The organism is Ruegeria sp. BE3 (genome assembly GCF_056538865.1).
This window is the reverse complement of the sequence record NZ_JBQFTW010000009.1, coordinates 1-24,505: the sequence shown is the minus strand read 5'-3', so window position 1 is coordinate 24,505 and position 24,505 is coordinate 1. Positions and strand designations below refer to the sequence as shown.

Below are 24,505 nucleotides of genomic sequence, written 5' to 3'. Positions count from 1 at the left end.
ATTCTTCTTAACTTTCTGTCATTGGCCTTGAACCCGCGCACCACCACCGTAGTTTGATTGTCATCAAACGAAACGGAGGACGCCCCATGGTTCGGGCCCTGGCACTGTCGGCAGCCCTGATCGCTGCAACCCCTCTTTGGGCGCAAGAGGGGCAAGAGGCGGTTACAACTTTTACGCTTGATAACGGCATGGATGTCGTGGTGATCGAAGATCGCCGTGCGCCGGTCGTGCAGCATATGGTCTGGTATCGGGCCGGATCGGCAGATGAGCCCATCGGTTCATCAGGTGTGGCGCATTTTCTTGAGCATCTGCTGTTCAAGGGAACCGACACGCTGGCTCCGGGAGAGTTTTCGGCCACCGTTGCTGCCAATGGCGGCAATGACAATGCCTTCACCTCTTATGACTACACCGCCTATTTTCAGCGCGTTGCCGCCGACCGGCTGGAACTGATGATGCGGATGGAATCAGATCGGATGCGCAACATTCGTCTGACTGAAAACGATATTGTCACTGAACGCGATGTGATCCTGGAAGAGCGTAATCAGCGCACGGAAAACAGCCCCCGCGCACTGTTCGGCGAGCAGATGAATGCGGCGCAGTATCTCAACCATCGGTATGGCGTGCCCATTATCGGCTGGCGTCACGAGATGGAGACGCTGGATATGGATGACGCTCTGTCCTTCTATCAAACCCATTACGCGCCCAATAATGCCATTCTGGTCGTCACGGGCGATGTCGACCCCGATGAGGTCAGAACGCTGGCAGATCAGTATTATGGCGTAATCCCTGCCAATTCAGATCTGCCAGAACGCATCCGCTCGCAAGAGCCACCCCAGACGGCCGAACGTCGTCTGACCTTCAAGGATGCCCGCGTTGCGCAACCCTATGTCCAACGCAGCTATCTTGCGCCGGAACGGGATGCGGGTGCGCAGGAGAAGGCTGCTGCGCTATTCCTGCTGGCCGAATTGCTTGGCGGTAGCACGACGTCTTACCTGAACGAAAAACTGCAGTTTGAGCAGCAGAAGGTTGTTTATGCCGGCGCGTTCTATCGTGGCGTTTCGCTGGATGACACCACGTTTGACCTGCTGGTGGTGCCCGCCGAAGGCGTCTCATTGCAGGAGGCGGAAGATGCAATGGATCAGACCGTTGCCGATTTCATTGCCGAAGGTGTCAACGAAGACGACCTTGACCGGATCAAGATGCAGCTGCGCGCATCGCAAATCTACGCGCGCGACAATGTGGACGCCATCGGCAACCGCTATGGCCGGGCGCTGACCAGTGGTCTGACAGTCGAGGACGTGCAGGACTGGCCCGATATCCTTCAGGCTGTCACCGGGGACGAGATCATCGCAGCAGCACGCGAGGTGCTGCAGTTGGAAACCTCGGTCACCGGCTGGCTGATGCGCGACGATGAGGTGACCCAATGAAACGGATTTTCGCGACGCTGATCGCATTTGTCGTTGCCCTGCCTGCCTGGGCCGAGATCAATATCCAAGAGGTTACCTCTCCCGCCGGGATCAAGGCCTGGCTGGTCGAGGATCACTCGATCCCCTTCACGGCGCTGGAGCTGCGTTTTCGGGGTGGGACATCGCTGGATGACGCCGACAAGCGAGGCGCTGTCTATCTGATGAGCGGCCTGATCGAGGAGGGTGCCGGAGATATGGACGCCCGGACCTACGCCCGCGAGCTAGAGTCACTGGCGGCCTCGTTCACGTATCGCGCGACGGATGATACCGTTTCGATCTCAGCACGGTTCCTGACCGAGAACCGCGATGAGGTGGTTGATCTGTTGCGCACCACCCTGCACGAACCTCGGTTTGATCAGGACGCAATCGACCGGGTGCGCGCCCAGGTGATTTCGGGGCTTAAATCGGATCAGACCGACCCGAACGACATAGCCGGGCGCAGCTTCGCCCAGATGGCCTACGGTGATCACCCCTATGCCACGGATGGCAAGGGGACGATCGAATCCGTCTCGGCCCTGTCGCGTGAGGATATCGTGTCCGCCTATGACAATGTATTTGTCAGGGATCGTCTCTATGTCGGAGCCGTTGGCGACATCACAGCCGAAGAGTTGGGTGCACTGCTGGACACCCTGCTTGCGGATTTTCCGGCGACCGGCAAACCGATTCCGGACCGGGCTGAGGTGAATATCCCCGGTGGAATCAGCGTGGTGGATTTTGATACTCCGCAGTCAGTTGCCTTGTTTGGTCATGCGGGGATCGACCGCGATGATCCGGATTTCTTCGCCGCCTTCGTTCTAAACCACATCCTTGGAGGTGGCGGGTTTGAGAGCCGCCTGATGCAGGAAGTGCGCGAAAAACGTGGCCTGACCTATGGCATCTCGACCTTCCTTGTGCCCAAGGATCTGGCCTCGGTCTATCTGGGGTCGGTATCGTCGGCCAATGATCGCATCGCAGATGCGGTGGAGGTGATCCGCGATGAATGGGCCCGTGCGGCGACCGAGGGGGTAACCCAGAAGGAACTGGATGACGCCAAGACCTATCTGACCGGAGCCTACCCGCTGCGTTTCGATGGCAATGGCCAGATCGCCGGGATCATGGTCGGGATGCAGATGGAAGAGCTCCCTATCGACTACATCGCCACCCGCAATGACAAGGTAAACGCAGTGACACTGGAAGAGGTCAACCGCGTCGCCTCTGAACTGCTGGACCCAGAGGGTCTGCACTTCACCATTGTGGGCAAGCCGGTGGGTCTGGATGGTTGACGCCTAGGCCGCAACTGCGGTGGTGCGCGCTTTGACCGTGTGATTGTTACTGCTTAGCAGCTTCTGGCGCGCATGCCGGAAATGCGCGGCCTTGAGCGCGTCGTCGATCTGGCGATTGCGCCGCAGCAGACGGGCAAGGCGCTGGCTGTCGAAAACCAGACAGGTGGTCGGTTCGGCTGCGCGCACCGTTGCGGTTGCAGGCACTCCGATGCCAAAGGTCAGCTCTCCGAGAATCTGGTCGGGGCCGCATTGGTTGATGACCTGACCAGTCTTGAGGATGGTGGTGCGGCCCGACAGTACATAAGCCAGATAGTCGCTGGTGATGCCTTCTTCGATCACCGTTTCGCCGGGTTCAAACGTGACCAGAATGGCCGTGTTCAACAGCCTGCGTGCATGATGCGGCTTCAGCGTCTCAAGATAGTTCTCGACGAATTGCCGTTCGGGTTTGGAGAACCGCACAAGGTGATGCGAGAGATATCCGCGTACCAGGCCCATGACCGAGATCAGGATATAGGCCATCTGGATGATCGAACCCGCGAGGTTGAATTCTTCGGCCATGCTGATCAGCACGCAGCTGGCAGCTACAATCACCAGCGCCGGATACAGAACACCGCTGCCCCGCACGATCCCCATTTGCAGAAGGAAATAGTTCAGGATGTATAGCCCTGCGCCCAGTACACCGATCATCACGATGATTTGCGCTGTTTCCGGGGTGCCAAAAGGCAATGTCAGCATGTCTTGGCCCATCCTTACATTGTGATGGGCAGGACTCTGCGGAATTGGTTACATGCTGTATATGAACAATTTCACAGGCTAATTTGTTTTATGTCTGTGCCTTAGCCTGTGCGCGCAGCATTTCTCCCATCATCTGGCCGAATTTGCCGGAGCCACGTTGATAAAGTGCTCCGTCAACGGCCAGAACCGTCCCGCTGATATAGCTGGCAAGGTCCGAGCTGAGGAATAGGCAAGCGTTGGCGACGTCCTGCGGCTGACCCCAACGTCCCAACGGCACGTCGCGGCGCAGCGCTTCACCGGCATCCGGGGTCGGAGCCAGACGTTTCGCGCCCTCGGTCCCTTCAATGAACCCGGGCACGACCGAGTTCACGCGGATCCCTTCGACCCCCCATTCCATCGAGAGCGTCCGGGTGATCTGGTCCACGCCCGCCTTCGCCGCGCAAACATGCGCTTGCCCCTCGTAGGGAAGATAGGATTGCGGGGCCGAGATGTTGATGATGCTCGCACCGGGGCGTTTGAGGTAAGGATACGCCCCTTTCATCACATGGATTGTGCCCATCAGATCGATATCGATCACCGTCTTGAACGCGTTGACCGACATCTCAGCTGCCAGTGCCGGAAAGTTTCCGGCTGCGCCTGAAACCAATACATCGAAGTCTCCGAACGTCTCATGGAACTGCTTCAGACCCGCTGCCACAGCATCAGGATCACGCACGTCGAACGCCGCACCGATGGCGTCTTGCGCGCCCGCCGCCTTTAACGCTGCAACGGTATCATCCACCTTCTCCTGCGACCGGCTGGCCACAGCCAGTTTGGCACCCGAGGCCGCAAAAGCCTCGGCAATGCCCCGGTTGATACCGCTGGTGCCGCCAATGACGATGACGGTTTGTCCTGAAAAATCCATACGGGCCTCCCTGATGCGGGGGCCCTACTCGCCGTAGGGCACCCAGATGTTTTTAACTTCGGTCGCAGCCTGCAGGAAGCGGCGTGAATGGTCCACGCTCCAGTCAAATGCCGTCGCGTTATTCACCCAGGTCCGTTTCAGGTTTCCGGCCGAGACGACCTCGATCTCTTTCGACAAATCAGTGGACGAGAATGACCAGACAGCATCGACGTTCAGATGCGAGGCCAGCGGTTTGGCCAGTTCCGCATGACTGCCGGTCAGGATGTTGACCACGCCTGCGGGGACATCGGAGGTTTCAAGGATCTGGTAGAAGTCGGTCGCTGCCAGTGGATAAGGCTCGGATGCGGCCAATACCACTCGATTGCCCATCGCAATCGCCGGAGCCATGGCCGAGATCAGACCCAGCAAAGGCGCCTCGTCCGCACAGAGCGCAGCGATCACGCCAACCGGTTCCTTCATCGCAATCGCAACGCCCCGGATCGGAACGCCATGCACCTGACCGTCATATTTGTCTGCCCACGCGGCGGCGGTAAACAGGCGCTGGATTGAGGCGTCGACCTCTTTTGCGCCATCCTTCTTACCGGTCATCGCATCAATGCGTACGGCGAATTCATCGGCTCGGGCTGAGAGGTTCTCGCCAATATAATACAAGATCTGCGCCCGCAGGTGACCGGTGGTCTTGGACCAGCCTTTGGCGCCCGCCGCAGCCTCAACCGCGTTACGAACGTCTTTGCGGTTGGCAAGGCCTACATGGCCCAGTAGGCCAGACTTGCCCCAGATGGGTTTCGAATACCCACCGTCGGGTCGCGCCTGCTTGCCGCCGACATACATCTTTGCCGTGCGATCGATGGGGTCGACCGGGGCACCTTCGCCCATCGCGGCCTCGACCTTCGCCAGCGGCTTGGCCTTGCCCTTGGGCTTGGTATAGGCGGTCAGCCCTTCCCAGCCGCCTTCACGGCCAAAACCGCTCTCACGCACACCGCCGAACCCAGCGGCAGCGTCGAACAGATTGGTGGCATTCACCCAGACCACGCCGGCAACCAGCTTGGGCGCGATATCCAGCGCGAGGTTCACGTTCTCAGTCCAGACCGTTGCTGCCAGCCCGTAGCGGGTGTTGTTGGCCAGCTCGACCGCTTCTTCCGGCGTGCGGAAGGTGGACGACACCAGCACCGGGCCGAAGATTTCCTCCTGCATCAGCGGGTCGGAGGTTTCGAGGCCTGAGATCAGCGTCGGCGGGTAGTAGCAACCGTTTGCGGGCAGCTCACACGCCGCCTGATGCACGTGACCCACCGTGTTGCTATCGACCATGCCCTTGATGGTCTGCAGCTGGACAGGGTCAACAACCGCGCCTACGTCGATGCATTTGTCCAGCGGATCGCCAATGCGCAGCGTGTCCATGCGCGCGCGCAGTTTCGTATGGAACCGGTCGGCGATGCCTTCCTGCACCAGCAGGCGCGAGCCCGCGCAGCAGACCTGACCCTGATTGAACCAGATCGCGTCGACCAGTCCTTCGATAGCTGAATCAATGTCGGCGTCGTCGAAGACGACATAGGCGGACTTGCCGCCCAGCTCCAACGTCAGTTCTTTGCCCGAGCCAGAGGTGGCTTCACGAATGCGGCGCCCCACAACGGTCGAGCCGGTGAAGGCGATCTTGTCTACATCTGCGTTCACGATCATCTCGCCCACCGCGCCGTCTCCAGTCACGATGTTAACCACGCCCTTTGGCAGCCCGGCCTGCGAGCAGATATCGGCAAACAGCAGTGCGGTCAGCGAGGTATATTCAGCGGGTTTCAGAACCACCGTATTCCCCATCGCCAGCGCCGGAGCGATCTTCCACGCCAGCATCAGCAGCGGGAAGTTCCATGGAATGATCTGCCCGCAAACCCCCAGCGCTTGAGCGTCGGGCAGTTCGCTCTCCATCAATTGGGCCATGCCTGCGTGGTAATAGAAGTGCCGCTGCGCCAGCGGGATGTCGATGTCGCGCGATTCACGGATCGGCTTGCCGTTGTCCATGCTCTCCAACACAGCAAACAGACGCGAGTGTTTCTGCAACAGCCGCGCAATGGCATAGAGATATCGCGCCCGGCCCGCGCCGCCCAACTTCTCCCATTTTGGCTGGGCCTTGCGCGCGGCGGAAACGGCGGCGTCCACATCGGCCTGTTTCGCCTGTGTCAGCTTGGCCAGCACCTCTCCGGTCGCCGGGTTGCGGCTGTCGAATCCCTTGCCAGGTTTGGTGAAGGCACCGTCGATATAGTGTCCGAACTTGTCGCCCTGATCGACCAGCCAGGCCAACGCCTCGGCAGCGCTTTCGGGAGCGGGGCCGTAGTCCATGGTTTCGAAAATCTCTTTGACTGTCATTGTTTTCGTCCTCAGCCCATCGAGTGCCTGTAACCGGCGGAATAAGCGCCCGTCACGAAGTGTTCCAACTGCCGCTCGATATCGCCCAGCAGCGACGATGCGCCAAACCGGAACAGATCGGGTTCCAGCCAGCGGTCGCCTAGCTCGTCTTTGATCAGCGACAAGTACACCAGCGCGTCCTTAGCTTTGGAAATCCCGCCTGCAGGCTTGTAGCCAACGCGATATCCCGTGCGGTCGAAATAATCGCGGATCGCGCGGATCATCACCAGTGACACCGGCAAAGTGGCGTTGACGCTCTCTTTCCCGGTCGAGGTCTTGATGAAATCAGCCCCGGCCATCATGCAGACCAGCGAAGCACGCGCAACATTACGCAGGCTGCCCAGTTCTCCGGTGGCGAGGATGGCTTTGACATGGGCATCACCACAGGCCACGCGGAAGGCCTTCATCTCGTCATACAGCGCCTGCCAGTCGCCAGAGAGTACGTGACGGCGAGAGATCACGATGTCGATCTCATCCGCGCCCGCCTTCACACTTTCTTCGATCTCGGCCACGCGCAGATGAAAGGGCGACAAGCCTGCTGGAAAGCCGGTCGATACAGCGGCCACGGGAATCCCTGTGCCTTTCAATGCATCCACCGCTGTTTCGATCATGTCGTGATAAACACAAACCGCGCCGGTGGTGATCAGCGGCATATCCATCGCCTGCAACAATGCGGGCGTAACAGGCTGGCGCGCCTTGGCGCAGAGACGGCGCACGCGGCCCACGGTGTCGTCACCGGCCAGCGTGGTCAGGTCGATCATCGTGATCGCTTTCAGCAGCCATGCCGCCTGATAATCTTTTTTCACTGACCGCCGACCGGGCAGTGTCGCCGCGCGGCGTTCGATCGCCGAGGTGTTGGCCTGCACGGCCCGCACCCAGTCCAGGTCGAGGTCCATACCTGGGTTCCGGGGCTCGGTCACTTGTGGCAGATGCGCGGTGCGCACGGGGCTCTGAGTGCTCTGCGTTTCCATCATCGCGTCCTTTGGGAGGTTTGCGCCAAAATCGCACGGGTTGGCCGCAATTGAAAGGTGCAGCGCGGTACAGATATGCAAAAATTTGACCATTTGGACAAATTATGGTACATTTTCTTGCGAGTAATTCTCAATAGCATTGACTTAGTTGCGAATGGTTCGCATATTCATTCTCAAGTGAACATTCAGTGGGGATCGAACATGATTCGTCGCAGCTTTCTTGCAGCCCTGACATTTGCCGCAACATTGCCCCTCGCAGCCTGGGCCGAGGCACCGCTCAAGGTGGTTGCGACCACGGGTATGATTGCGGATGCGGTGCGTCAGGTCGGCGGCGATCAGGTTGAGGTCAAAGGCCTGATGGGCCCCGGCGTCGATCCGCATGCCTATCGCCAGACCCGGACCGATATCGTGGCGATGACCCGTGCCGATCTGGTGCTCTGGCATGGTCTCTATCTTGAGGCCCAGATGGAAGAGTTCTTTCACGATCTAGGTCGCAAGCGCACCGTCATGGCGGTGGCAGAAGGGATCGATGCATCCAAGCTGCGGGCGCATGATGATTATGCCGACAAATACGACCCGCATGTCTGGATGACCCCGGAGTTGTGGCGTGATGTGATTGCCGAAGTGCAATCCGCATTGACCGACGCCCGCCCTGAGGCTGCCGAGGTTTTTGCTGCAAATGCGCTGGTTCATCTGGCCGATATTGACCGGCTAACCGCCTATGCCAATGACGCATTGGGCTCGGTGCCCGAACGCAACAAGGTGCTGGTCACGGCACATGATGCTTTTGGCTATTTCGGCGAGAGCTTCGGGTTCGAGGTTCTGGGCATTCAGGGCATCTCAACCCAGTCCGAGGCCGGTTTGAACCGGATCGGTGAGCTTGTTGACCTGCTTGTCGACCGTCAGATCGCCGCCGTTTTTGTCGAAAGTTCGGTCTCTGACCGTTCGATCCGGGCACTGATCGAAGGTGCCGCGGCCAAAGGGCACAAGGTCACGGTCGGGGGTGAGCTATACTCGGACGCCATGGGCGAACCCGGCACTTACGAGGGTACCTATATGGGCATGCTTGATCACAACATCACCGTGATTGCCGCAGCGCTGGGCGGAGATGTGCCGGGTCGCGGCATGGATGGAAAACTGTCGGCGGGGTTTTGAATAATGTTGGAACTTGCTTCCGTTCAGGGTGTCTCGGTCGAAGATCGCGGGATTGACGACAGCCCTCTGGCCATTCGTGGGCTGACAGTTTCCTATGGTCAGAAGCCAGCTGTGTTTTCGGTGGACATGACCGTGCAATCCAGCGCGATGACTGCAATCATCGGTCCGAACGGTGCTGGCAAGTCGACGATGCTGAAAGCTGCCTTGGGCATCGTCCCGACCCTGTCCGGGCAGGTGACGGTATATGGCAAGTCGCTCGACGCGCAGCGTGCACGCATCGCTTATGTGCCGCAACGCGCAAGTGTGGACTGGGATTTTCCGACCCGGGTGCTCGACGTTGTGCTTATGGGCCTGTCACGAGAGCTGGGTCTGTTGGGTCGCGTTCGTGCCCGTCACATGGCCTGCGCAATGGATTGTCTGCACCGTGTGGGCATGCGTGACTTTGCTAACCGTCAGATCGGGCAATTGTCGGGCGGTCAACAGCAGAGGGTTTTTCTTGCGCGCGCGCTGGCTCAGGATGCTGATTTGTACCTGTTGGACGAACCTTTCGCAGGTGTTGATGCAGCCACCGAAAAAGCTATCATTGCAGTGCTGAAATCCCTGAAAGAGGCAGGCAAGACGGTCGTCGTCGTGCATCATGATCTGGCCACGGTCACCGACTATTTCGACCATGTGTTCCTGATCAATACCCGTAAAGTGGCCGAGGGCCCGGTGGCCGAGGCCTTTACGCCTGAGACCTTGCAAACCGCTTATGGGGGCCGTCTGGCCACTGCTCAGATCGATCAGGTCTCGCGCGAGATAGGATAATTCATGCTTTGGGACGCTCTGAGCCTTCAGCTTGGCTATAACGCCACGCTGGTTGCGATTGGTGCGATTTTGCTGGGCATCTCGGCCGGGGTAACGGGCACCTTTCTGTTTCTGCGCAAACGCGCGCTGGTCAGCGATGCGATCAGCCATGCCACGTTGCCCGGTGTCTGTCTGGCCTTCATGGTGCTTGTGGCGTTTGGCGGTGATGGCCGGAACCTGATCGGATTGCTTGCAGGCTCGGCCGTGTCGGCGTGGATTGGCCTGCTCTGCATGAACTGGCTGACACGCCATACGCGACTGGCCGAAGACGCAGCGATCGGTGCGATCCTGTCGGTGTTCTTCGGTCTGGGTATCGTCCTGTTGACTGTCATCCAGACCATGGGCGTGGGCCGTCAGGCCGGGCTTGAGGGGTTTCTGCTGGGGTCGACTGCGGGAATGCTTTGGGCGGATGCTCTAATCATCGCGGTCGGTGGCGCTCTGACGCTGGCATTGGTGCTGGTTATCAGACGTCCGATGATGATGGTGGCCTTTGATCCCGAATATGCGACGGCGCGTGGGTTGCCCGTGTCCCGGATCGATTTGGCGATGATGGGCCTGGTGATGGCGGTGACGGTTGTGGGGCTGAAAATTGTCGGCCTGATCCTCATCGTGGCCTTGCTGATCATCCCGCCGGTCACGGCCCGGTTCTGGTCGGAACGGTCGGACCGTGTGGTGCTTTTGGCCGGACTTGCCGGAGGGCTGGCGGGCTATATCGGAGCGGCGTTGTCGGCATCAGCCCCGAACCTGCCGACGGGTCCGATCATCGTGCTGGTTAGCTTCGGGTTTTTTGCTCTTTCATTGCTGCTGGCTCCGGTACGTGGCGTATTGGCTGCCGTCTTGCGCCACCTACGGTTCCAGCGCCGGGTTCACGTGCGGCAGGGGTTGCTTGCATTGGCGCAGGGTCAGAAGATTTATGAGCCTTTGACTCTACGCCTGCTGCGTCGTGCCGGGATCGTGCGGGCCGATGGTGTGGCGACCGAAGCGGGCAAGGCGCGCGCCGCCAAAGCCCTGCGTGATGAGAAACGATGGGAATTCGTCCGCGCCGATCAGGCGCATGAGGCGACAGCCGCGCTCTATGACGGGCTGCGCGATATCGAAACGGTTCTGACCCGTGACCAGATTGCAGAAATCGACCGCCGCATTGGCGGCCCGCAGGGGGTGCCCTCATGAGTGGTGAAGAATTTGTCCCCCTGTCACTGACACCGATGCTGATCGGAACCTTTGCCGCGATTGCTTGCGCGCTGCCTGGCAACTTTCTTGTGCTGCGCAAGCAAGCGCTCATCGGGGATGCAATCAGCCACGTGGTTCTACCCGGCATCGTTGTGGCGTTCCTGTTGACCGGGGTGATCTCGACCTGGCCGATGATGCTGGGGGCCGCCGGTGCCGCCATTGTCGCGGTCGTCATGATCGAGGCGATCCGACGGCTGGGCCAGATCGAACCCGGTGCCGCCATGGGCGTCGTGTTCACCACCATGTTCGCAGCAGGCGTGCTGCTGCTAGAGCAAACCGATACATCGAACGTCCATCTGGACGTCGAACATGCGCTTTACGGAAATCTGGAAAGCCTGATCTGGCTGGACGCGACAGGCTGGTCCTCGTTGCTGGACCCCGTGGCGCTGGCAGGGCTCCCGCATGAGCTTCCGCGTATCGCTTTGACGCTGGTCGGAGTGATCTTGTTTACCTGGCTGTTCTGGCGTCCATTGAAGATTTCCACCTTTGACGAAGGATTCGCGCGCACCATCGGCATTCGGACTGGCGCGCTTGGCATGGCGTTGGTCATCACGGCTGCCATCGCCGCTGTGGCCGCCTTTGATGCCGTTGGCTCAATCATTGTGATCGCGATGTTCATTTGCCCGCCCGCCGCGGCGCGCATGATGACCAATCGGCTGGAATTTCAGGTCGCGTGGAGCGTTGTGTTCGCCACCATCTCCGCCATGGCGGGGTATGTACTCGCGGGGTATGGTCCGCTCTGGTTGGGGGCAGCGGATGCTGTCAGCGCTGCCGGTATGATTGCGACGGTCTCGGGGCTGATTCTGGCTGTGGCGGCGGTCTTTGGACCGTGCCGAACCCGCTCCGGAGCCCCAAGCACGGCTTGACTTGGCGTATTTGCGCCAGTGCCATCTGCAGAGCATCGGCGCATCTTTGCCAAGTGGAAACAATAGCGCAGTCTTAACAAGATTTATTCCATTTCTCGTGGTACGAGTCCTTCAATTGTTAAACGGATGACCACCACTCACTTCGGTAAGTCCGGCCAGCTCTGACCAATGTCGCTACCCCCTTGACGCCGCGGTCAGAGCCGGTCGGACACCTTATTTCTAGACCCCCGAATTCTATTCAAACCGGTGGCAGAATCGCGCGCATATGTGCTAGGTCTAGCGGTATGGCGCATACGAACCCCAATATCAGCGAAAACAGACCGGTCATCCGGCAGCTAGACGATGCCGCCATTAATCGGATCGCTGCAGGTGAAGTGGTGGAACGTCCGACCTCGGCGGTTAAAGAGCTGGTCGAAAATGCAATCGATGCCGGGGCGACTCGGGTTGCGATTGATATCGCGGATGGCGGGAAGACGTTGATTCGCGTCACCGACGATGGTTGCGGCATAGCTGCAACGGAACTGCCATTGGCGTTGTCGCGCCATGCGACCTCTAAGATCGATGGTTCTGATCTACTCAATATCCACACGTTTGGATTTCGGGGTGAGGCATTGCCGTCTTTAGGGGCTGTCGGGCGCCTGACCATCACCAGCCGGGTGCCGGGTTCGGATGCAGCTCAGATCCACGTGTCCGGCGGCAAGATGGAGGCGGTGAAACCTGCGGCCTTGCGCGCGGGCACAGTGGTTGAACTGCGCGATCTGTTTTTCGCCACGCCGGCGCGGCTGAAATTCATGCGCACCGACCGGGCCGAGGCGCAGGCTATCACCGATACGGTCAAGCGTCTGGCGATGGCTGAACCGGCGATCACATTTACACTGCGCGACGTCTCGGGAGGCGGCGAAGGGCGGGTGACCTTTCGCGCGGATCGTGAGAATGGCGATTTGTTCGACGCCATGCACGCCCGATTGGCCCGCGTGATAGGACGTGAGTTCGCCGAGAATGCTCTGCAGATTGATGCGACGCGCGAAGGTATCCGGTTGTATGGCTACGCTGCCTTGCCGACCTATTCGCGCGGTGCGGCGGTTGCGCAGTACCTGTTCGTCAATGGCCGTCCCGTGCGGGATAAGATGCTGACAGGTGCGCTGCGGGCGGCGTATTTCGATTTCCTCAGTCGCGACCGTCACCCGGCGGCAGCGCTGTTCATTGATTGTGACCCGACGCTAGTGGATGTGAACGTCCATCCGGCGAAATCCGAGGTTCGTTTCCGTGATCCCGGCGTGGCCCGGGGACTGATCGTTTCGGCGCTGCGCCATGCTCTGGCTGAGGCTGGGCATCGGGCCTCGACCACTGTTGCTAATGCGACCTTGGGTGCGATGCGGCCCGAACCGGCCCAGCCCGCTCCGGGGCGGGTGTATCAGATGGATCGGCCATCGCTCTCGGCACGACAGGCGGCTTATCAGGCGCAGGCGCCTGGCTTTGCCGAACTGTCCCGCGACTATAGCGGAAGTGTGGTCGAACCTGCTCCGGTGGTCCCGGTTGCCGCTGAAGAACCTGCGCCGCAAGACCTGCCCTTGGGTGCCGCGCGTGGTCAGGTGCACGAGAATTACATCATCGCCCAGACCGCCGATGGTATGGTGATCGTTGACCAGCACGCGGCGCATGAGCGGCTGGTTTATGAAAAGCTCAAAAACCAGATGGCCGAAAATGGCGTCGCCGCTCAGGCACTGTTGATCCCCGAGATTGTCGAATTATCCGAGGGAGACTGTGCGCGTCTGATGGCCGTAGCCGATGATCTGTCTCGCTTCGGCCTGACCATTGAGCCCTTCGGAGGCGGAGCTGTCGCCGTGCGTGAAACCCCGGCTATCCTGGGTGAAGTCGACGCCCGCGCGATGATCCTCGACATCCTTGATGAACTGGCCGATCAGGGCGAGAGCCAGATGGTGCAGGCACGGATTGAGGCGATCCTCAGCCGGGTGGCCTGCCACGGCTCAGTTCGCTCTGGCCGCCGGATGAGGGCCGAGGAAATGAACGCTCTGCTGCGCGAGATGGAGGCGACGCCTCATTCCGGTCAGTGCAACCATGGGCGGCCAACATATGTGGAATTGAAGCTGGCCGATATCGAGCGTTTGTTCGGCCGCAGTTGATCCCGTGCGTTTGGCGCGGTAAGAAGAATAAAACAAGAACATCCGAGGCGATATGATCGAGATTGCTGGCACCCAAGTTGCATTGAACGACCCCGTGATCCTGATTGCGGGTGGAGTGGTGGCATTGATCCTGCTTCTGCTGTTTATGTCCATGCGCGCGGCGCAGCGCTCGGCCCGGATGGCGGAGCCTCTGGCCCGACAGATGGCGCATCTGGGCCAGCATGTGCAGCAGTTGGGGCAGGGGCAGGAGCAACTGCGCGGCGGATTGCAGCATGTTTCGGACACGCAAGCCAATGCGCAGGTCCAGGTGATCCAGACAGTCGAATCCCGCCTGTCCTCGGTCCAGCAGCAGATGAACGACCGGCTGGCGGATAACGCGATGAAATCGGCGCGTGCTCTGGCTGAGATGCAGGAGCGGATGAAGGAATCGCTGCATGGGTCGTCAAAGCAGACTGCGACTTCGCTGACGCAATTGCAGGAACGTCTGGCAGCCATCGACAAGGCGCAGGACAATATCACCAAGCTCTCGGGCGATGTTCTGTCGCTGCAGGATATCCTGTCGAACAAACAAACCCGCGGTGCGTTTGGTGAGATTCAGCTGAACGATATCGTCTCCAAAGCGCTGCCTACAGACAGTTTTAAGCTTCAGGCGACGCTGTCGAACGGGCGTAGGGCGGATTGCTTGATCAACCTGCCGAACCCTCCGGGCCCGATTGTGATCGACAGCAAATTCCCGTTGGAGGCTTATGAGGCGCTGATTGGTGCCACCAACGATATGGAACTGAAAGCTGCAGTGCAAATGTTCCGGAGCACCGTGCGCAAACACATCAACGACATTGCCGAAAAATATATCCTCGACGGTGAAACCGCAGATGGCGCGCTGATGTTCCTGCCGTCCGAGGCGGTCTATGCCGAGCTGCATGCCAAGTTTCCCGAGCTGGTGCAGGAGAGTTTTTCGAAGCGGGTCTGGATCGTCTCGCCCACCACCTGCATGGCGACGCTGAATACGATGCGCGCGATCCTGAAAGATGCGCGAATGCGGGAGCAGGCCGGAGCGATCCGCAAGGAACTGGGCATGCTGCACAAGGATGTTGACCGATTGGGCGAACGTGTGTCCAACCTCGATCGTCATTTCGGGCAGGCGGCCAAGGATATCTCGGAAATCAAGATCAGTGCCGAAAAGGCCGGGCGTCGCGCGCAGCGGTTGGACAACTTCGACTTCGAGGAGCTTGCCCCGGACGATCACACCAATGTCGTACCGCTGGGGAAAACCGAAGGCTGAGCGCTACTGGATCGACAGGTCCAGAGTGTAACCAACTGTTTTGCCCGTATCGCGATCATTTCCCATCAGGTAGACGCGGATCGTGTAATCTCCGTCTTCGGGTAGGTCGATCCGGGCTGTATTGCCATCGATTGAGCCGTTATAGATCGCCGCCCCGTCACTGCCCGGAGGCAGGATGTTAAAATAGATCACACCATTGCCGTTCGTATCGCTGACTTGCAGATCGGCGAACATCTCTTGCCCTGATCTGGCGCCCAGGGAGTAGTCAAAATAATCGCTGCCGGTGATCGTGCCGCTGACCATCGTGCCATAATTACCCGGTTCGAATTTCACATCTGCTGAACTCTGTCCCAAGGCAACGCTTGCAAGCCCCGCAAGTAAAGCGCTCAAGATGAAACGTGTTTTCATAGTCTCCTCCGGCTGGGTCAGCGCAGCAAAACCTGCCTGAGTATGTCAGATCCGCAGAAAGGGTTGGAACAGGCGTGGCATCAGTTTGCTGAACTTCAACGGCGCGTCCGTGACTGCCAGACAGATACAGTCTCCCGACAGATCCGCGGTCGGAGTGTGATGCAGATCTTCATCCGCGATTTCGACATCGCCGCGCGCAAAGTGGTCGACCTCGTCCGAAAAGGCACCCTGTAGCACCATGGTCAGCTCAGTTCCGTGATGGCTGTGGTCAGGTACCGCGACGCCAGCAGGAATGAACAGCAGCCGGGCCGTCGCTTCGCGGGTTGTGGGCAGGATCGCCTGTTTGACACCCATCCCGATGGGCTTCCATCTGATCGCGTTCACATCGCCGCCCACATAGTCCTGCAGCGGAGCGGGTAATACCGAACAGCCTGGACGCACGGGCTTCGGGGTTGGCGCACCCTGCGCAATCAGCGCCATGGTTGCGGCCAGAGAGTCATCGGCCATTTGAGCGGACGCAGGCTGTTCCTCAAGAACGCAGCCCCCAACGGCGTCGAAACTTTCGGCCCGGGCCCGACAGTGATCGCATAAGGAAAGGTGCGTGGCGACCATCAGGTCGAACGCTTCGGGCAGATTGCCTGCGGCATAGGCCATCAGCAGGTCATCCGTCAGGTGATGTTTGATCTCGTGTTTCATCGTCTTCATCTCAGTTCATCGCGTGGCGCAGGCGGTCCAGCGCCAGCCGTATCCGTGATTTGATCGTGCCCAGGGGCAAGCCGGTTTGTGCAGCGATTTCTCGGTGGCTCAGATCCCCGAAGTAGGCCTTCTCGATCAGCTGCCTTTGCGCCTCGGGCAACGCCGTCATGGCGTCACGCAGCTGCGCGGTCTCCTGTTGCATTACCAGTACATCTTCCTGTTCCGGCTCTGCCTCGGGCCCCCAGCCAAGATCTTCGGGCTCGGGGCGGCGTTGTTTGCGCAACACATCGATGCGTTTGTTACGGGCGATCGTGAACACCCATGTGGCCACGGTCGCGCGCGTCGGATCGAATAGATGCGCCTTATGCCACAAGGTCGCCATAACTTCTTGCGCGCATTCTTCGGCCATCGCGGCGTCAGAGCCTGATTTCATAAGAAACGCTTTGACCCGAGGTGCAAAGTGCTGGAACAGCTCGGCAAAGGCCATCTGATCCCGCGCGTCACGGATGCGGGCGACGTGACTCACCCACTCGGTTCTGGTCCTACAACTGCCGTTCGCGTTGTTCACCGGCTTGCCCTTGCTGCGTTTCTTCGCGAGCAAGGCCTTGGGGGCAGGGCTCTCACCCACCGGATCATCCACGCTCACAGTATCGATCTCTGTAAACATAACCTCATTACGCAGTCGGGCCAAAGCCGGATCACTTCGCACGAATATTTTAATCCATCCTGAGGCCTACTTCGTAGTATCCATATGAAAAGGCCCTGGAATTGGGCGCCGATCGAGCGGCTTGGTGGCCAACTGGAAAGCAAAATGGACCGGATCGACCATATCGCAGGGCATACCTATCACGGACGGAAGGGTGCGATTGAAAACGCATTTCGCTATTCGGTCGACTACATCCTGCTTGATCCGGAAAAAACAGTTGCGACTCCGCTTCTGTTTTCGCTGAACCGGATAAATGTCACGAACTGGCGCAGCCGCGATCACGGAGGTGAACCCGGTAAGGGGGGCGGCGCGATTTGGCTGCGTGAACAGTTCGATAGGATGGGCATTACACAGCCCGCGGAAATCACCTTGCTGACTCAGCCCCGTGTGTTGGGACATGTCTTCAATCCGGTCAGCTTCTGGTTCTGTTTCGACACGGTACAACAGATCTATGCAGTGGTGGCCGAGGTGACCAACACCTATGGTACGCGCCACAGCTACTTGTGCCACAATGCCAATTTTGCACCCATCCAAGCCTCGGATCGCATCGTGGCGGACAAGCTGATGCATGTCTCTCCGTTCCAGAAGATCGAAGGGTCCTATACGTTCCGTTTTGACTACCGACCGGACCGGATCGGTGTCTGGATTGATTATGGCCGCGAGGCCGGAGGGTTGATTGCGACCCTGACCGGATCACGGGAACGATTGACCGATGGGATAATCTTCAAATCGTTGCTGCGCAGGCCATTTGGTGCGCGCCGCACCTTCGCATTGATTGTCTGGCAGGCGTTGAAGCTGAAGCTGAAGAAGGCCACGTTCCGCCCGTTTCGGACCGCGCCTGTACCGGATCACCCGGTTTCCCGCGTTCGCGAACCATAAGCCGCACCTGTTTGTTCAAGATCAAAGACTCAGCCCCGTCAGAGTGGTTGTTGTAGGGTTGAGACCGCGAACACGAGGAGTTGGAAATGCTGGAAATCTCGGCAAGAAAAATAGCCCAGGTCGCCATGATGGGGCGTGAATTGGACCGGGCCGAGGGTGAACTGCGTGCGTTTATCGACCGGATGGGTGAAGACGAACAGGCAGAGCTGGTCGCCGTCATGTGGATCGGGCGCGAGAGTTTCTTCGCTGAGGATCTGGCCGAGGCCGTCGCCACCGCCAAGTCCGAGGCTTCGACTCCGTGCGCGGATTATCTGATCGGCACGCCGCATCTGTCCGATCACCTTGAAAACGGCCTGGATGCGCTTGGGATATCGGCCGAAGACGTTGAGAACGATCTGATGTAGACACAGTCTGAGAGGGCAGGTGTGAGAAGCCAGCCCTCCACCATCAATGCTTGAACCGATGACGCCTCCCCAGAGTGGTTTTGTCAAACGAAGAGGCGGACGTGGACAATTCGAAGATGGTCAGCCTCGGGTCCGCGTAGATATGCCTTTGGTTGATTGGATGATTTCAGAGACTACCGTCGGCGCCGCTCAACGTCCGTTTTCATGGTTGCGAGTCGCAGCAATTTTGGTGGTTTTCGTAACAGCCGGGTCGCGCGCAAACTTGCTAGATCTGGTCTATGCCCAGCAGAAGTAAGCTGCCTTCAGTTCATTAAGCAAAGTTCATGTGTCGTTCCGGCATCGTTAATGCCGAGTTCTTTTCTCAGGTACATCACCGACCTGGTATTGAAACTTGGAGGAAAACGACATGGCACATGTACATACAGCGAACGCCCAGAAGGGTCTCTTTTTTGGCCTGTTTGCAAATCATGCTGAAGTGAAGGTCGAACAGTTCCGCCGGCGTGCGTACACCAGAACGCTTCGCGAGCTTGAGCGGCTGAGCGATGATCAGTTGCACGATATCGGCATTCCGCGCGATGAGATCAAGCAACGCGCGTATCAGAGCGTCTATCACCACATGCCGTATCGGGCGTTGGTCTGACCGCAAATCCGATTGAGGAGGTAGGATCATGCTGGATACGAACCCTGTCAATGATCAGAACCCGTCGACCAGCGCCTTGATGCTGTTTGACCGGGCAATGCAGATGCGCGCGATCCGGAAGGATATCGTCTGTGCAGCTCAGGAATTGAACCGTCTGTCAGACCAAGAGCTTTCTGAATTGGGTATCAACCGTGTCGATGTCGAAACGGTGATTGCACAATTTATCTGAACGCCTGCCCGTCTGTTCGGGAGAGATCAGAACAGCCATTCCCGTGCTACGGGAATGGCTGTTTCTCTGTTTCAGGCAAGGTGATCAACGACCTGCAGATGTTGTGCTAACCTGTCGATTTCACTCATCCAGCCCTGTACCAGTTTTGGATCGCTGGGGGCCGCGTGGACACCGGCGGGGATGGCGCGGTTCAGCACCGCCTCGACGGCCAGTGACACCGGGATTGAGACCAGGCGCGCCATGGCAGTGCCGCGCGCATCGCCCCAGGCGTCCATGACATAGGTTTTGTTCCAGACCGGAATGCCGTCCTTTTCGGCCTTCAGCCCAACACACAATACCACGCGGTCAGGCTCGCCCTCGTCATAGGCATTCTCGGCCCAGAACTGGTCGGACATCTCTTTTAGGCGGGCGTCGCCTTCGGGTTCCGAGAGGGTTTCGATCTCGGTGAACACATCCGACCAGGCATCGGCCCAGCCATTCAAACGCAAGGTGCCGCGGACGAATTCCTTGACCGGCCAGTGAACCTCGAACTGATACTCGGCCATGAAAGGGAGCGAGTCGCGGTTGGGGTAGACCTCAAAGCTTTCCGGTGTCGGCAGCGGCGCGATATAGCTGGTGATCGCATCCCACGGGCGGGCGACGTCCAGAGGAGCGTAGTCGCGGATCGATTTCGATGGTGAGCGTAGCGCCTTGAGCACACCCAAGGGCGACCAGCTGAACTTGTAGCGGAACGGGTTGGGGTTCTTGGGAATGCCGCCACAGTATGAGATGAAGCTTAGGTGGTTCTTCGCATCGAACGCGTCTGAAGCGCGGTAGTCTGCGACCAGGGCGTGCGCCATCAGGTGGTCTATGCCCGGGTCCAATCCGACCTCATTGACCAGCGCGACACCCGCTTCACGTGCTTTGTCATCCAATGCGCGCATCTCGGGCGCGATGTAAGAGGATGAGACAAAATTGACCTCTTTCGAGATCGCCAGCTCCGCCAGCGGCACGTGCCAATCACCCGGCAGCATGGAGACGATCACGTCGCCTTTTTCCAAGACCTCGCCCAGAGCGTCGATGTCGAACGCCCGGATGTCATCGGTCAGGTCTCCGACCTCGGCCTTGGCCTTGTCGATCGTTCGGTTCCAGACGGTTACCTTGTGCCCGCCTTCGATCAGGCGCCGCAGGCCGGGGATGGCCGACAGGCCGGTACCACACCAGTGAATCGTCATCGCTCAGATCCCTTCGATATGAGTTTTGTAAGTTGCTTCTGCCCGGCCCCAGACACCGCTGTCCAGATCGGTCAGGGTCAGCAAAGACGGCAGCAATTGCGCCGCATAGTCTTCCGAGCTTTCGACCGGCAGCATCGATGGCAGGTTGTCGATGGCCATGACGTCCATCACCGGGTCGGTCGCCACGCGCAGAGCAGGGGCATCCCACGTAGTGGCGCGGTCATATACCGGCACCGGGTTGTAATCGCTGTCCGGGTCGCAGGCGACATCGCCGATGGCGGTCAGCTTGCGTGGTGCGGTCAGAGCTTCGCGCGGAACAAAGACCGGGGTGCCGGGGCGCGCGAAGATGCAATTCAGGAACAGGTCGTGGTTCAGGATTTCCGGGAAAGGCCCGCCGCTTGCGGTCTCGGCCATGTCCCATTTGGTGACTTTGACACCCATGGCCTCGCAGAGGTCTGCGGCTCCGGTGCCCACACGGCCCAAAGCTCCGATGACGATGGAGTCAGGACGCGCCGCACCCGTAGCGTCCAGTTCGGCCAGCAGTTCGGAGTTCAATGCATCTTTGTTGCCGTAAACACCAACGGACGGGCATTCCTCGCCTCGTTGCTGAGCGGCCCATGTTTTCAGCGTGACCGCAGCCCCGGCATAACCGGCCCAATAGCCAAAGGCGGCAACCCGGCGGCCACCTTCCTCGACCAGATATTCCAGATCATAAAGCGTGCCGCCGCCAGTCTTGAAACGTTGCAACAGCGCGCGACCGGAATGTTGACCCTTATAGGCATGGCCGAACATGATGTGGCGGTGGGGCAGGGGCGTGCCGTCCTCGGGCAGTTCCTTTAGGCCGAAGATAATCGCGTCACGCGGCGCATCTGGCCAGGAATTCTCAGCCGCGATCTCACAGCCCGCGTCCTTATATCCATCAATCGGGATGGCCCGGACGGAGCTTTCTTCGACCGTCACTCGGATACCTGCGGCGATCAGGGCGGCGGCGCCTTCGGGGGTCAGTCCGACCCGTTCCTCGTTCGGGCGTTGTTCTGCCCGGACCCAGAGATGTGTCATTCCTATTCCTTTTGTCAGAGCATTCCGGCGGCGCGCACCGCCTGTACCGAGGGCCGGGCCTCCATCGCTTCACGGAAGGCGACGATCTTGGGAAAGGCTGAGACGTCAACGCCATCGCCTTCCAGCCAGCTGCAAACCACATAGAGATAAGCGTCGGCCAGCGAGAACGCCTCGCCCAACACAAACGGCCCACGCAGCCCGTTCGACGAGATATAGTCGCAGGACGCGGTCATGTTTTGTGCGACTTTGTCCTTCATGTCCTTCCAGCTGGATTTCTTGTCTGCCCAACGGGGCCCGCGCAACTTGTGGGCATGGTTCACATGCATGGTCGAGGCCAGATAATACATCACCTCACGCATCCTCGCGGCCATTACCGGGTCTTCAGGGACCAGCCCGGCCTGTGGGGCGATGGTTGCAATATAGTCCAGCAGCGCGCCGGTTTCGGTCAGGATGCCGCCCTCGACCGCCAGCGCTGGAACCCGGCCCTTGGGATTTATCTGCTTATAGGCGGGCATGGTCTGCTCGGCCCCGGCAAAATCCAGCTTGATGGCTTCATAGTCCAGCCCTGCCTCTTCCAAGGCAATCGCGACGGCGATCGAGATGGTGCGTGGGGCATAGTAAAGCTGCATCGGGGCCTCCTTAAAGGTGGGTCTGCGCGTATTGCCGGTCGGGCGCTTCCAGATGAGGCACAGCGTTGAACAGAACGGGGCTTAGCTGTGTGCCAATCGGGTGCAGACGATGCATCGACGTATTCATGATGGCAAGGGCCACTCGCGCCATCGACGGAATGTTCAAGCCCATGGCCTGCCGCACCACCATCGAGATCAACCCGCCCGAGGTCACGATGATTGCCGGCCCACCCTCGGTGCCGATGTCGTGCAGGGCATTAGATACACGCGTTTCGAACTCTGCGAAGGTCTCTGGCGCATCCTCGATCTCGCCCCGGGACCAGGCAGAGAAGGTGCGCGGCAGATGTTCGACAAAGCCTTCGCGGTCGGTCGGAACCTCGACCCCGTGCTGCTGGTGAAACAATTGGGCGAGGGTGAAATACTCGATCTCGTTGAGCCGCGCGTCACGGATCGGCTCGGACAACCCCATACTGTTTGCGGTTTCCACATGACGGTTCAGGGTGCCACAATAAACGCGGGGATAGTGGGTGCGCGTGTCACGCAAATGCGCACCCAACCAACGTGCCTGCTGATGGCCCAAATCACTGAGCCTGTCATAGCTCAGCTCATCCCGCGCGGTTGTATTGGCCTGCCCGTGGCGCACCAGTGTAATATGTGACATGACGATCCCTCTTGGTCTGACGTCTTAGGGCAGGTTCGGGGCCGGGGCCAGAGGGGTTTCGCATGCGCTTCAAAAAACTCCTGTGCCCGGTGCGCTTTATCGTTATGGTCGCTCCGAGAGGGAGGACCCATGGCTGTTGATCACACACGGTTTCTGGCCGATTTGCACAAGCTGCGGTCTTTCGGATCTTCGGGTGTTGGCAAGGGCGTTGTCCGCCCTGCCTATTCCGAGGCCGACATTGCCGCGCGCCAATGGTTGGCTGGGCGCATGAGCGATGCCGGTCTGACACCGCATTTTGATCCGGTTGGGAGCCTGTTTGGTCTGGCCGAAAGGCCGTCGCTGTTGATGGGGTCGCATTCCGACAGTCAACCCGAAGGCGGCTGGCTGGACGGCGCTTTGGGGGTCATTGCAGCGTTGGAAATCGCGCGTTCCAGTGACCGGCCTGTCTCGGTCGTCAGCTTTCAGGACGAAGAAGGGCGGTTCGGCGTCACCACTGGGTCGGCGGTCTGGTCGGGTGGATTGCCTCTGGCAAAGGCAGACGGTCTGACGGATGGCGCGGGCATCAGCTTTGGCACGGCAAGGGCATCGATGGCCGGGCTTGCTGAAGGTTTTGTCGATCCCGCGCGGTTCAACGGCTTTATCGAAATGCATATTGAACAAGGCCCCGCGCTGGATGCTGCTGGAGAACAGATCGGAGTCGTGACCGATATCGTCGGCATTCGCGACATGTCGATCACCTTCGAGGGGCAGCAGAACCACGCCGGAACCACACCGATGCATCTGCGCCGCGATGCGTTTCAAGCGCTGTCTTTATTCAACGCGCGTCTGAATGACCTGTTTCGCAATGTCGTCACGCCGCAAACCGTCTGGACCATCGGGCGCGTTGATTTGCATCCAAACGCGTCCTCCATCGTGCCGGGTCGCGTTCGCTTCTCGATGCAATGGCGCGATGGCGATGCCGACCGGCTGGTGCGTATGGAAGAGATCATCCGGGCCACCGCGCAACAGGTGGCCGGGGAACTGGGGATGGAGCTGAGTTACGGCCCGATGTTGGGGCTGGAACCAGTCAGCATGGACCCAACCCTGCGCGGCGCGCTGGAGGCGGGCGCGCAAGCGGTCGCGCCTGGCAAATGGCGCAGGATGCCATCGGGTGCATTGCACGACGCTACCAATGTCTCGCGGCTCATGCCGGTTGCGATGCTGTTCGTGCCATCAATCAACGGAATCAGCCATGATTTCGCCGAGGATACGGCCGAAGATGACCTGGTCGCGGGTCTTCGCGTGCTGGATCACGCTGTTCAGGCCTTGAGGTGATCTGCGCGATAAAGCGCAGTGAAAATACAAATTTTACAGCAGTTTGACCTGCGTTAAGCAAAACTCAAACGCACCATGCCCTCTGATATGCGTTGTGTTTCCATGGGCGGCGTATATGGAGTGTTGCCTAACGGAAAAAAGTTTCCTATAGGAACATTATTGATGCATACGCCCGTATACTGACGCTTTGAGATGCTGGAGAAATCCTGAATTCCAAGGCTGAATCGTTGCAATATGCGTAGCTTGGGTCAGACTGATGGGCATGCGTTGCAGCCATTAGATACAAAATGAAGGTACCCGCCATGACCGAACTAAAACGCACTCCCCTTCACGCGTTGCATGTTGAGTTGGGAGGTAAGTTGGTTGATTTTGCTGGTTGGGAGATGCCTGTTCAGTATCCCTTGGGGA

General features: G+C 59.2%; 24 protein-coding genes. 13 read left to right on the top strand and 11 right to left on the bottom strand.

Annotated features, from left to right (window positions below):
* Nucleotides 1-86 precede the first annotated feature (86 nt).
* Together ACR0AZ_RS17280 and ACR0AZ_RS17275 are read left to right on the top strand one after the other, a co-directional pair.
* Entirely contained in the window at nucleotides 87-1,427 is a 1,341-nt protein-coding gene (locus ACR0AZ_RS17280; RefSeq protein ID WP_480667955.1) for a M16 family metallopeptidase, read from the top strand.
* On the top strand, nucleotides 1,424-2,728 hold the full coding sequence (locus tag ACR0AZ_RS17275) for a M16 family metallopeptidase (protein WP_480659893.1): 1,305 nt from the start codon (nucleotides 1,424-1,426) through the stop codon (nucleotides 2,726-2,728). The genes ACR0AZ_RS17280 and ACR0AZ_RS17275 overlap by 4 nt, the downstream gene beginning before the upstream one ends.
* Before the next feature lie 3 nt (nucleotides 2,729-2,731).
* Here the strand turns inward: ACR0AZ_RS17275 and ACR0AZ_RS17270 are convergent, their stop codons facing one another.
* The 4 genes from ACR0AZ_RS17270 to deoC form a co-directional block, all read right to left on the bottom strand.
* Nucleotides 2,732-3,463: a Crp/Fnr family transcriptional regulator gene (locus ACR0AZ_RS17270; RefSeq protein WP_480667954.1), complete on the bottom strand. Its 732-nt coding sequence runs from the start codon at nucleotides 3,461-3,463 to the stop codon at nucleotides 2,732-2,734.
* Nucleotides 3,464-3,551: 88 nt separating this feature from the next.
* Entirely contained in the window at nucleotides 3,552-4,367 is an 816-nt protein-coding gene (locus ACR0AZ_RS17265) for an SDR family oxidoreductase (protein ID WP_480667953.1), read from the bottom strand.
* Nucleotides 4,368-4,391: 24 nt separating this feature from the next.
* Complete coding sequence (locus ACR0AZ_RS17260) at nucleotides 4,392-6,725, bottom strand: aldehyde dehydrogenase family protein (RefSeq protein WP_480667952.1); 2,334 nt, start codon at nucleotides 6,723-6,725, stop codon at nucleotides 4,392-4,394.
* Nucleotides 6,726-6,736: 11 nt separating this feature from the next.
* Nucleotides 6,737-7,735, bottom strand: coding sequence for a deoxyribose-phosphate aldolase (gene deoC, locus ACR0AZ_RS17255; RefSeq protein ID WP_480667996.1), 999 nt, complete (start codon nucleotides 7,733-7,735; stop codon nucleotides 6,737-6,739).
* A gap of 201 nt (nucleotides 7,736-7,936) precedes the next feature.
* Between deoC and ACR0AZ_RS17250 the strand changes: the two genes are divergently transcribed.
* The 6 genes from ACR0AZ_RS17250 (at nucleotide 7,937) to ACR0AZ_RS17225 (ending at nucleotide 15,258) form a co-directional block, all read left to right on the top strand.
* Nucleotides 7,937-8,890, top strand: coding sequence for a metal ABC transporter solute-binding protein, Zn/Mn family (locus ACR0AZ_RS17250; protein WP_480471630.1), 954 nt, complete (start codon nucleotides 7,937-7,939; stop codon nucleotides 8,888-8,890).
* A 3-nt stretch (nucleotides 8,891-8,893) separates the two neighbouring features.
* Nucleotides 8,894-9,697, top strand: a complete 804-nt coding sequence (locus tag ACR0AZ_RS17245; RefSeq protein WP_480471631.1) for a metal ABC transporter ATP-binding protein — start codon at nucleotides 8,894-8,896, stop codon at nucleotides 9,695-9,697.
* Nucleotides 9,698-9,700: 3 nt separating this feature from the next.
* Nucleotides 9,701-10,906 (top strand): metal ABC transporter permease, encoded by a 1,206-nt coding sequence (locus ACR0AZ_RS17240; RefSeq protein ID WP_480667951.1) that lies wholly within the window; start codon nucleotides 9,701-9,703, stop codon nucleotides 10,904-10,906.
* A complete protein-coding gene (locus ACR0AZ_RS17235; protein WP_480471633.1) occupies nucleotides 10,903-11,832 on the top strand; it encodes a metal ABC transporter permease in 930 nt (309 codons plus the stop codon). Before ACR0AZ_RS17240 ends, ACR0AZ_RS17235 begins: the two co-directional genes overlap by 4 nt.
* A gap of 284 nt (nucleotides 11,833-12,116) precedes the next feature.
* On the top strand, nucleotides 12,117-13,976 hold the full coding sequence (mutL, locus tag ACR0AZ_RS17230; RefSeq protein WP_480667950.1) for a DNA mismatch repair endonuclease MutL: 1,860 nt from the start codon (nucleotides 12,117-12,119) through the stop codon (nucleotides 13,974-13,976).
* Nucleotides 13,977-14,028: 52 nt separating this feature from the next.
* Nucleotides 14,029-15,258 carry a DNA recombination protein RmuC gene (locus ACR0AZ_RS17225; protein WP_480471635.1) on the top strand — a complete coding sequence of 410 codons (1,230 nt, stop codon included), beginning with the start codon at nucleotides 14,029-14,031 and terminating at the stop codon, nucleotides 15,256-15,258.
* Between the two features lie 3 nt (nucleotides 15,259-15,261).
* Here the strand turns inward: ACR0AZ_RS17225 and ACR0AZ_RS17220 are convergent, their stop codons facing one another.
* The 3 genes from ACR0AZ_RS17220 to ACR0AZ_RS17210 are packed head-to-tail and all read right to left on the bottom strand — an operon-like array spanning nucleotide 15,262 to nucleotide 17,029.
* Nucleotides 15,262-15,666, bottom strand: coding sequence for a hypothetical protein (locus tag ACR0AZ_RS17220; protein ID WP_480667949.1), 405 nt, complete (start codon nucleotides 15,664-15,666; stop codon nucleotides 15,262-15,264).
* A gap of 45 nt (nucleotides 15,667-15,711) precedes the next feature.
* Nucleotides 15,712-16,362: a ChrR family anti-sigma-E factor gene (locus ACR0AZ_RS17215; protein WP_480471947.1), complete on the bottom strand. Its 651-nt coding sequence runs from the start codon at nucleotides 16,360-16,362 to the stop codon at nucleotides 15,712-15,714.
* 10 nt (nucleotides 16,363-16,372) lie between these two features.
* Entirely contained in the window at nucleotides 16,373-17,029 is a 657-nt protein-coding gene (locus ACR0AZ_RS17210) for a sigma-70 family RNA polymerase sigma factor (RefSeq protein ID WP_480667948.1), read from the bottom strand.
* Nucleotides 17,030-17,173: 144 nt separating this feature from the next.
* On the opposite strand from ACR0AZ_RS17210, the gene ACR0AZ_RS17205 reads away from it, so the two are divergent.
* From ACR0AZ_RS17205 to ACR0AZ_RS17190, 4 genes are all read left to right on the top strand, one after another.
* Nucleotides 17,174-17,947, top strand: a complete 774-nt coding sequence (locus ACR0AZ_RS17205; protein ID WP_480471639.1) for a DUF1365 domain-containing protein — start codon at nucleotides 17,174-17,176, stop codon at nucleotides 17,945-17,947.
* An 86-nt stretch (nucleotides 17,948-18,033) separates the two neighbouring features.
* Complete coding sequence (locus ACR0AZ_RS17200; protein ID WP_480471640.1) at nucleotides 18,034-18,351, top strand: DUF3775 domain-containing protein; 318 nt, start codon at nucleotides 18,034-18,036, stop codon at nucleotides 18,349-18,351.
* Nucleotides 18,352-18,757: 406 nt separating this feature from the next.
* Nucleotides 18,758-18,991 carry a DUF1127 domain-containing protein gene (locus tag ACR0AZ_RS17195; RefSeq protein WP_480471641.1) on the top strand — a complete coding sequence of 78 codons (234 nt, stop codon included), beginning with the start codon at nucleotides 18,758-18,760 and terminating at the stop codon, nucleotides 18,989-18,991.
* A gap of 28 nt (nucleotides 18,992-19,019) precedes the next feature.
* Entirely contained in the window at nucleotides 19,020-19,220 is a 201-nt protein-coding gene (locus tag ACR0AZ_RS17190) for a DUF1127 domain-containing protein (protein ID WP_480471642.1), read from the top strand.
* A 71-nt stretch (nucleotides 19,221-19,291) separates the two neighbouring features.
* Here ACR0AZ_RS17190 and ACR0AZ_RS17185 read toward each other — a convergent pair whose 3' ends face one another.
* The 4 genes from ACR0AZ_RS17185 to ACR0AZ_RS17170 are packed head-to-tail and all read right to left on the bottom strand — an operon-like array spanning nucleotide 19,292 to nucleotide 22,783.
* Nucleotides 19,292-20,434 (bottom strand): saccharopine dehydrogenase family protein, encoded by a 1,143-nt coding sequence (locus ACR0AZ_RS17185; RefSeq protein WP_480667947.1) that lies wholly within the window; start codon nucleotides 20,432-20,434, stop codon nucleotides 19,292-19,294.
* 3 nt (nucleotides 20,435-20,437) lie between these two features.
* Nucleotides 20,438-21,493: a saccharopine dehydrogenase gene (locus ACR0AZ_RS17180; protein WP_480471644.1), complete on the bottom strand. Its 1,056-nt coding sequence runs from the start codon at nucleotides 21,491-21,493 to the stop codon at nucleotides 20,438-20,440.
* Nucleotides 21,494-21,507: 14 nt separating this feature from the next.
* Nucleotides 21,508-22,122: a glutathione S-transferase family protein gene (locus ACR0AZ_RS17175; protein WP_480471645.1), complete on the bottom strand. Its 615-nt coding sequence runs from the start codon at nucleotides 22,120-22,122 to the stop codon at nucleotides 21,508-21,510.
* A gap of 10 nt (nucleotides 22,123-22,132) precedes the next feature.
* The gene (locus ACR0AZ_RS17170) at nucleotides 22,133-22,783 is read right to left on the bottom strand and encodes a histidine phosphatase family protein (RefSeq protein ID WP_480471646.1); all 651 of its coding nucleotides are present in this window, start codon (nucleotides 22,781-22,783) and stop codon (nucleotides 22,133-22,135) included.
* A 129-nt stretch (nucleotides 22,784-22,912) separates the two neighbouring features.
* On the opposite strand from ACR0AZ_RS17170, the gene ACR0AZ_RS17165 reads away from it, so the two are divergent.
* On the top strand, nucleotides 22,913-24,097 hold the full coding sequence (locus ACR0AZ_RS17165) for a Zn-dependent hydrolase (RefSeq protein ID WP_480471647.1): 1,185 nt from the start codon (nucleotides 22,913-22,915) through the stop codon (nucleotides 24,095-24,097).
* The last annotated feature ends 408 nt before the right edge of the window (nucleotides 24,098-24,505 follow it).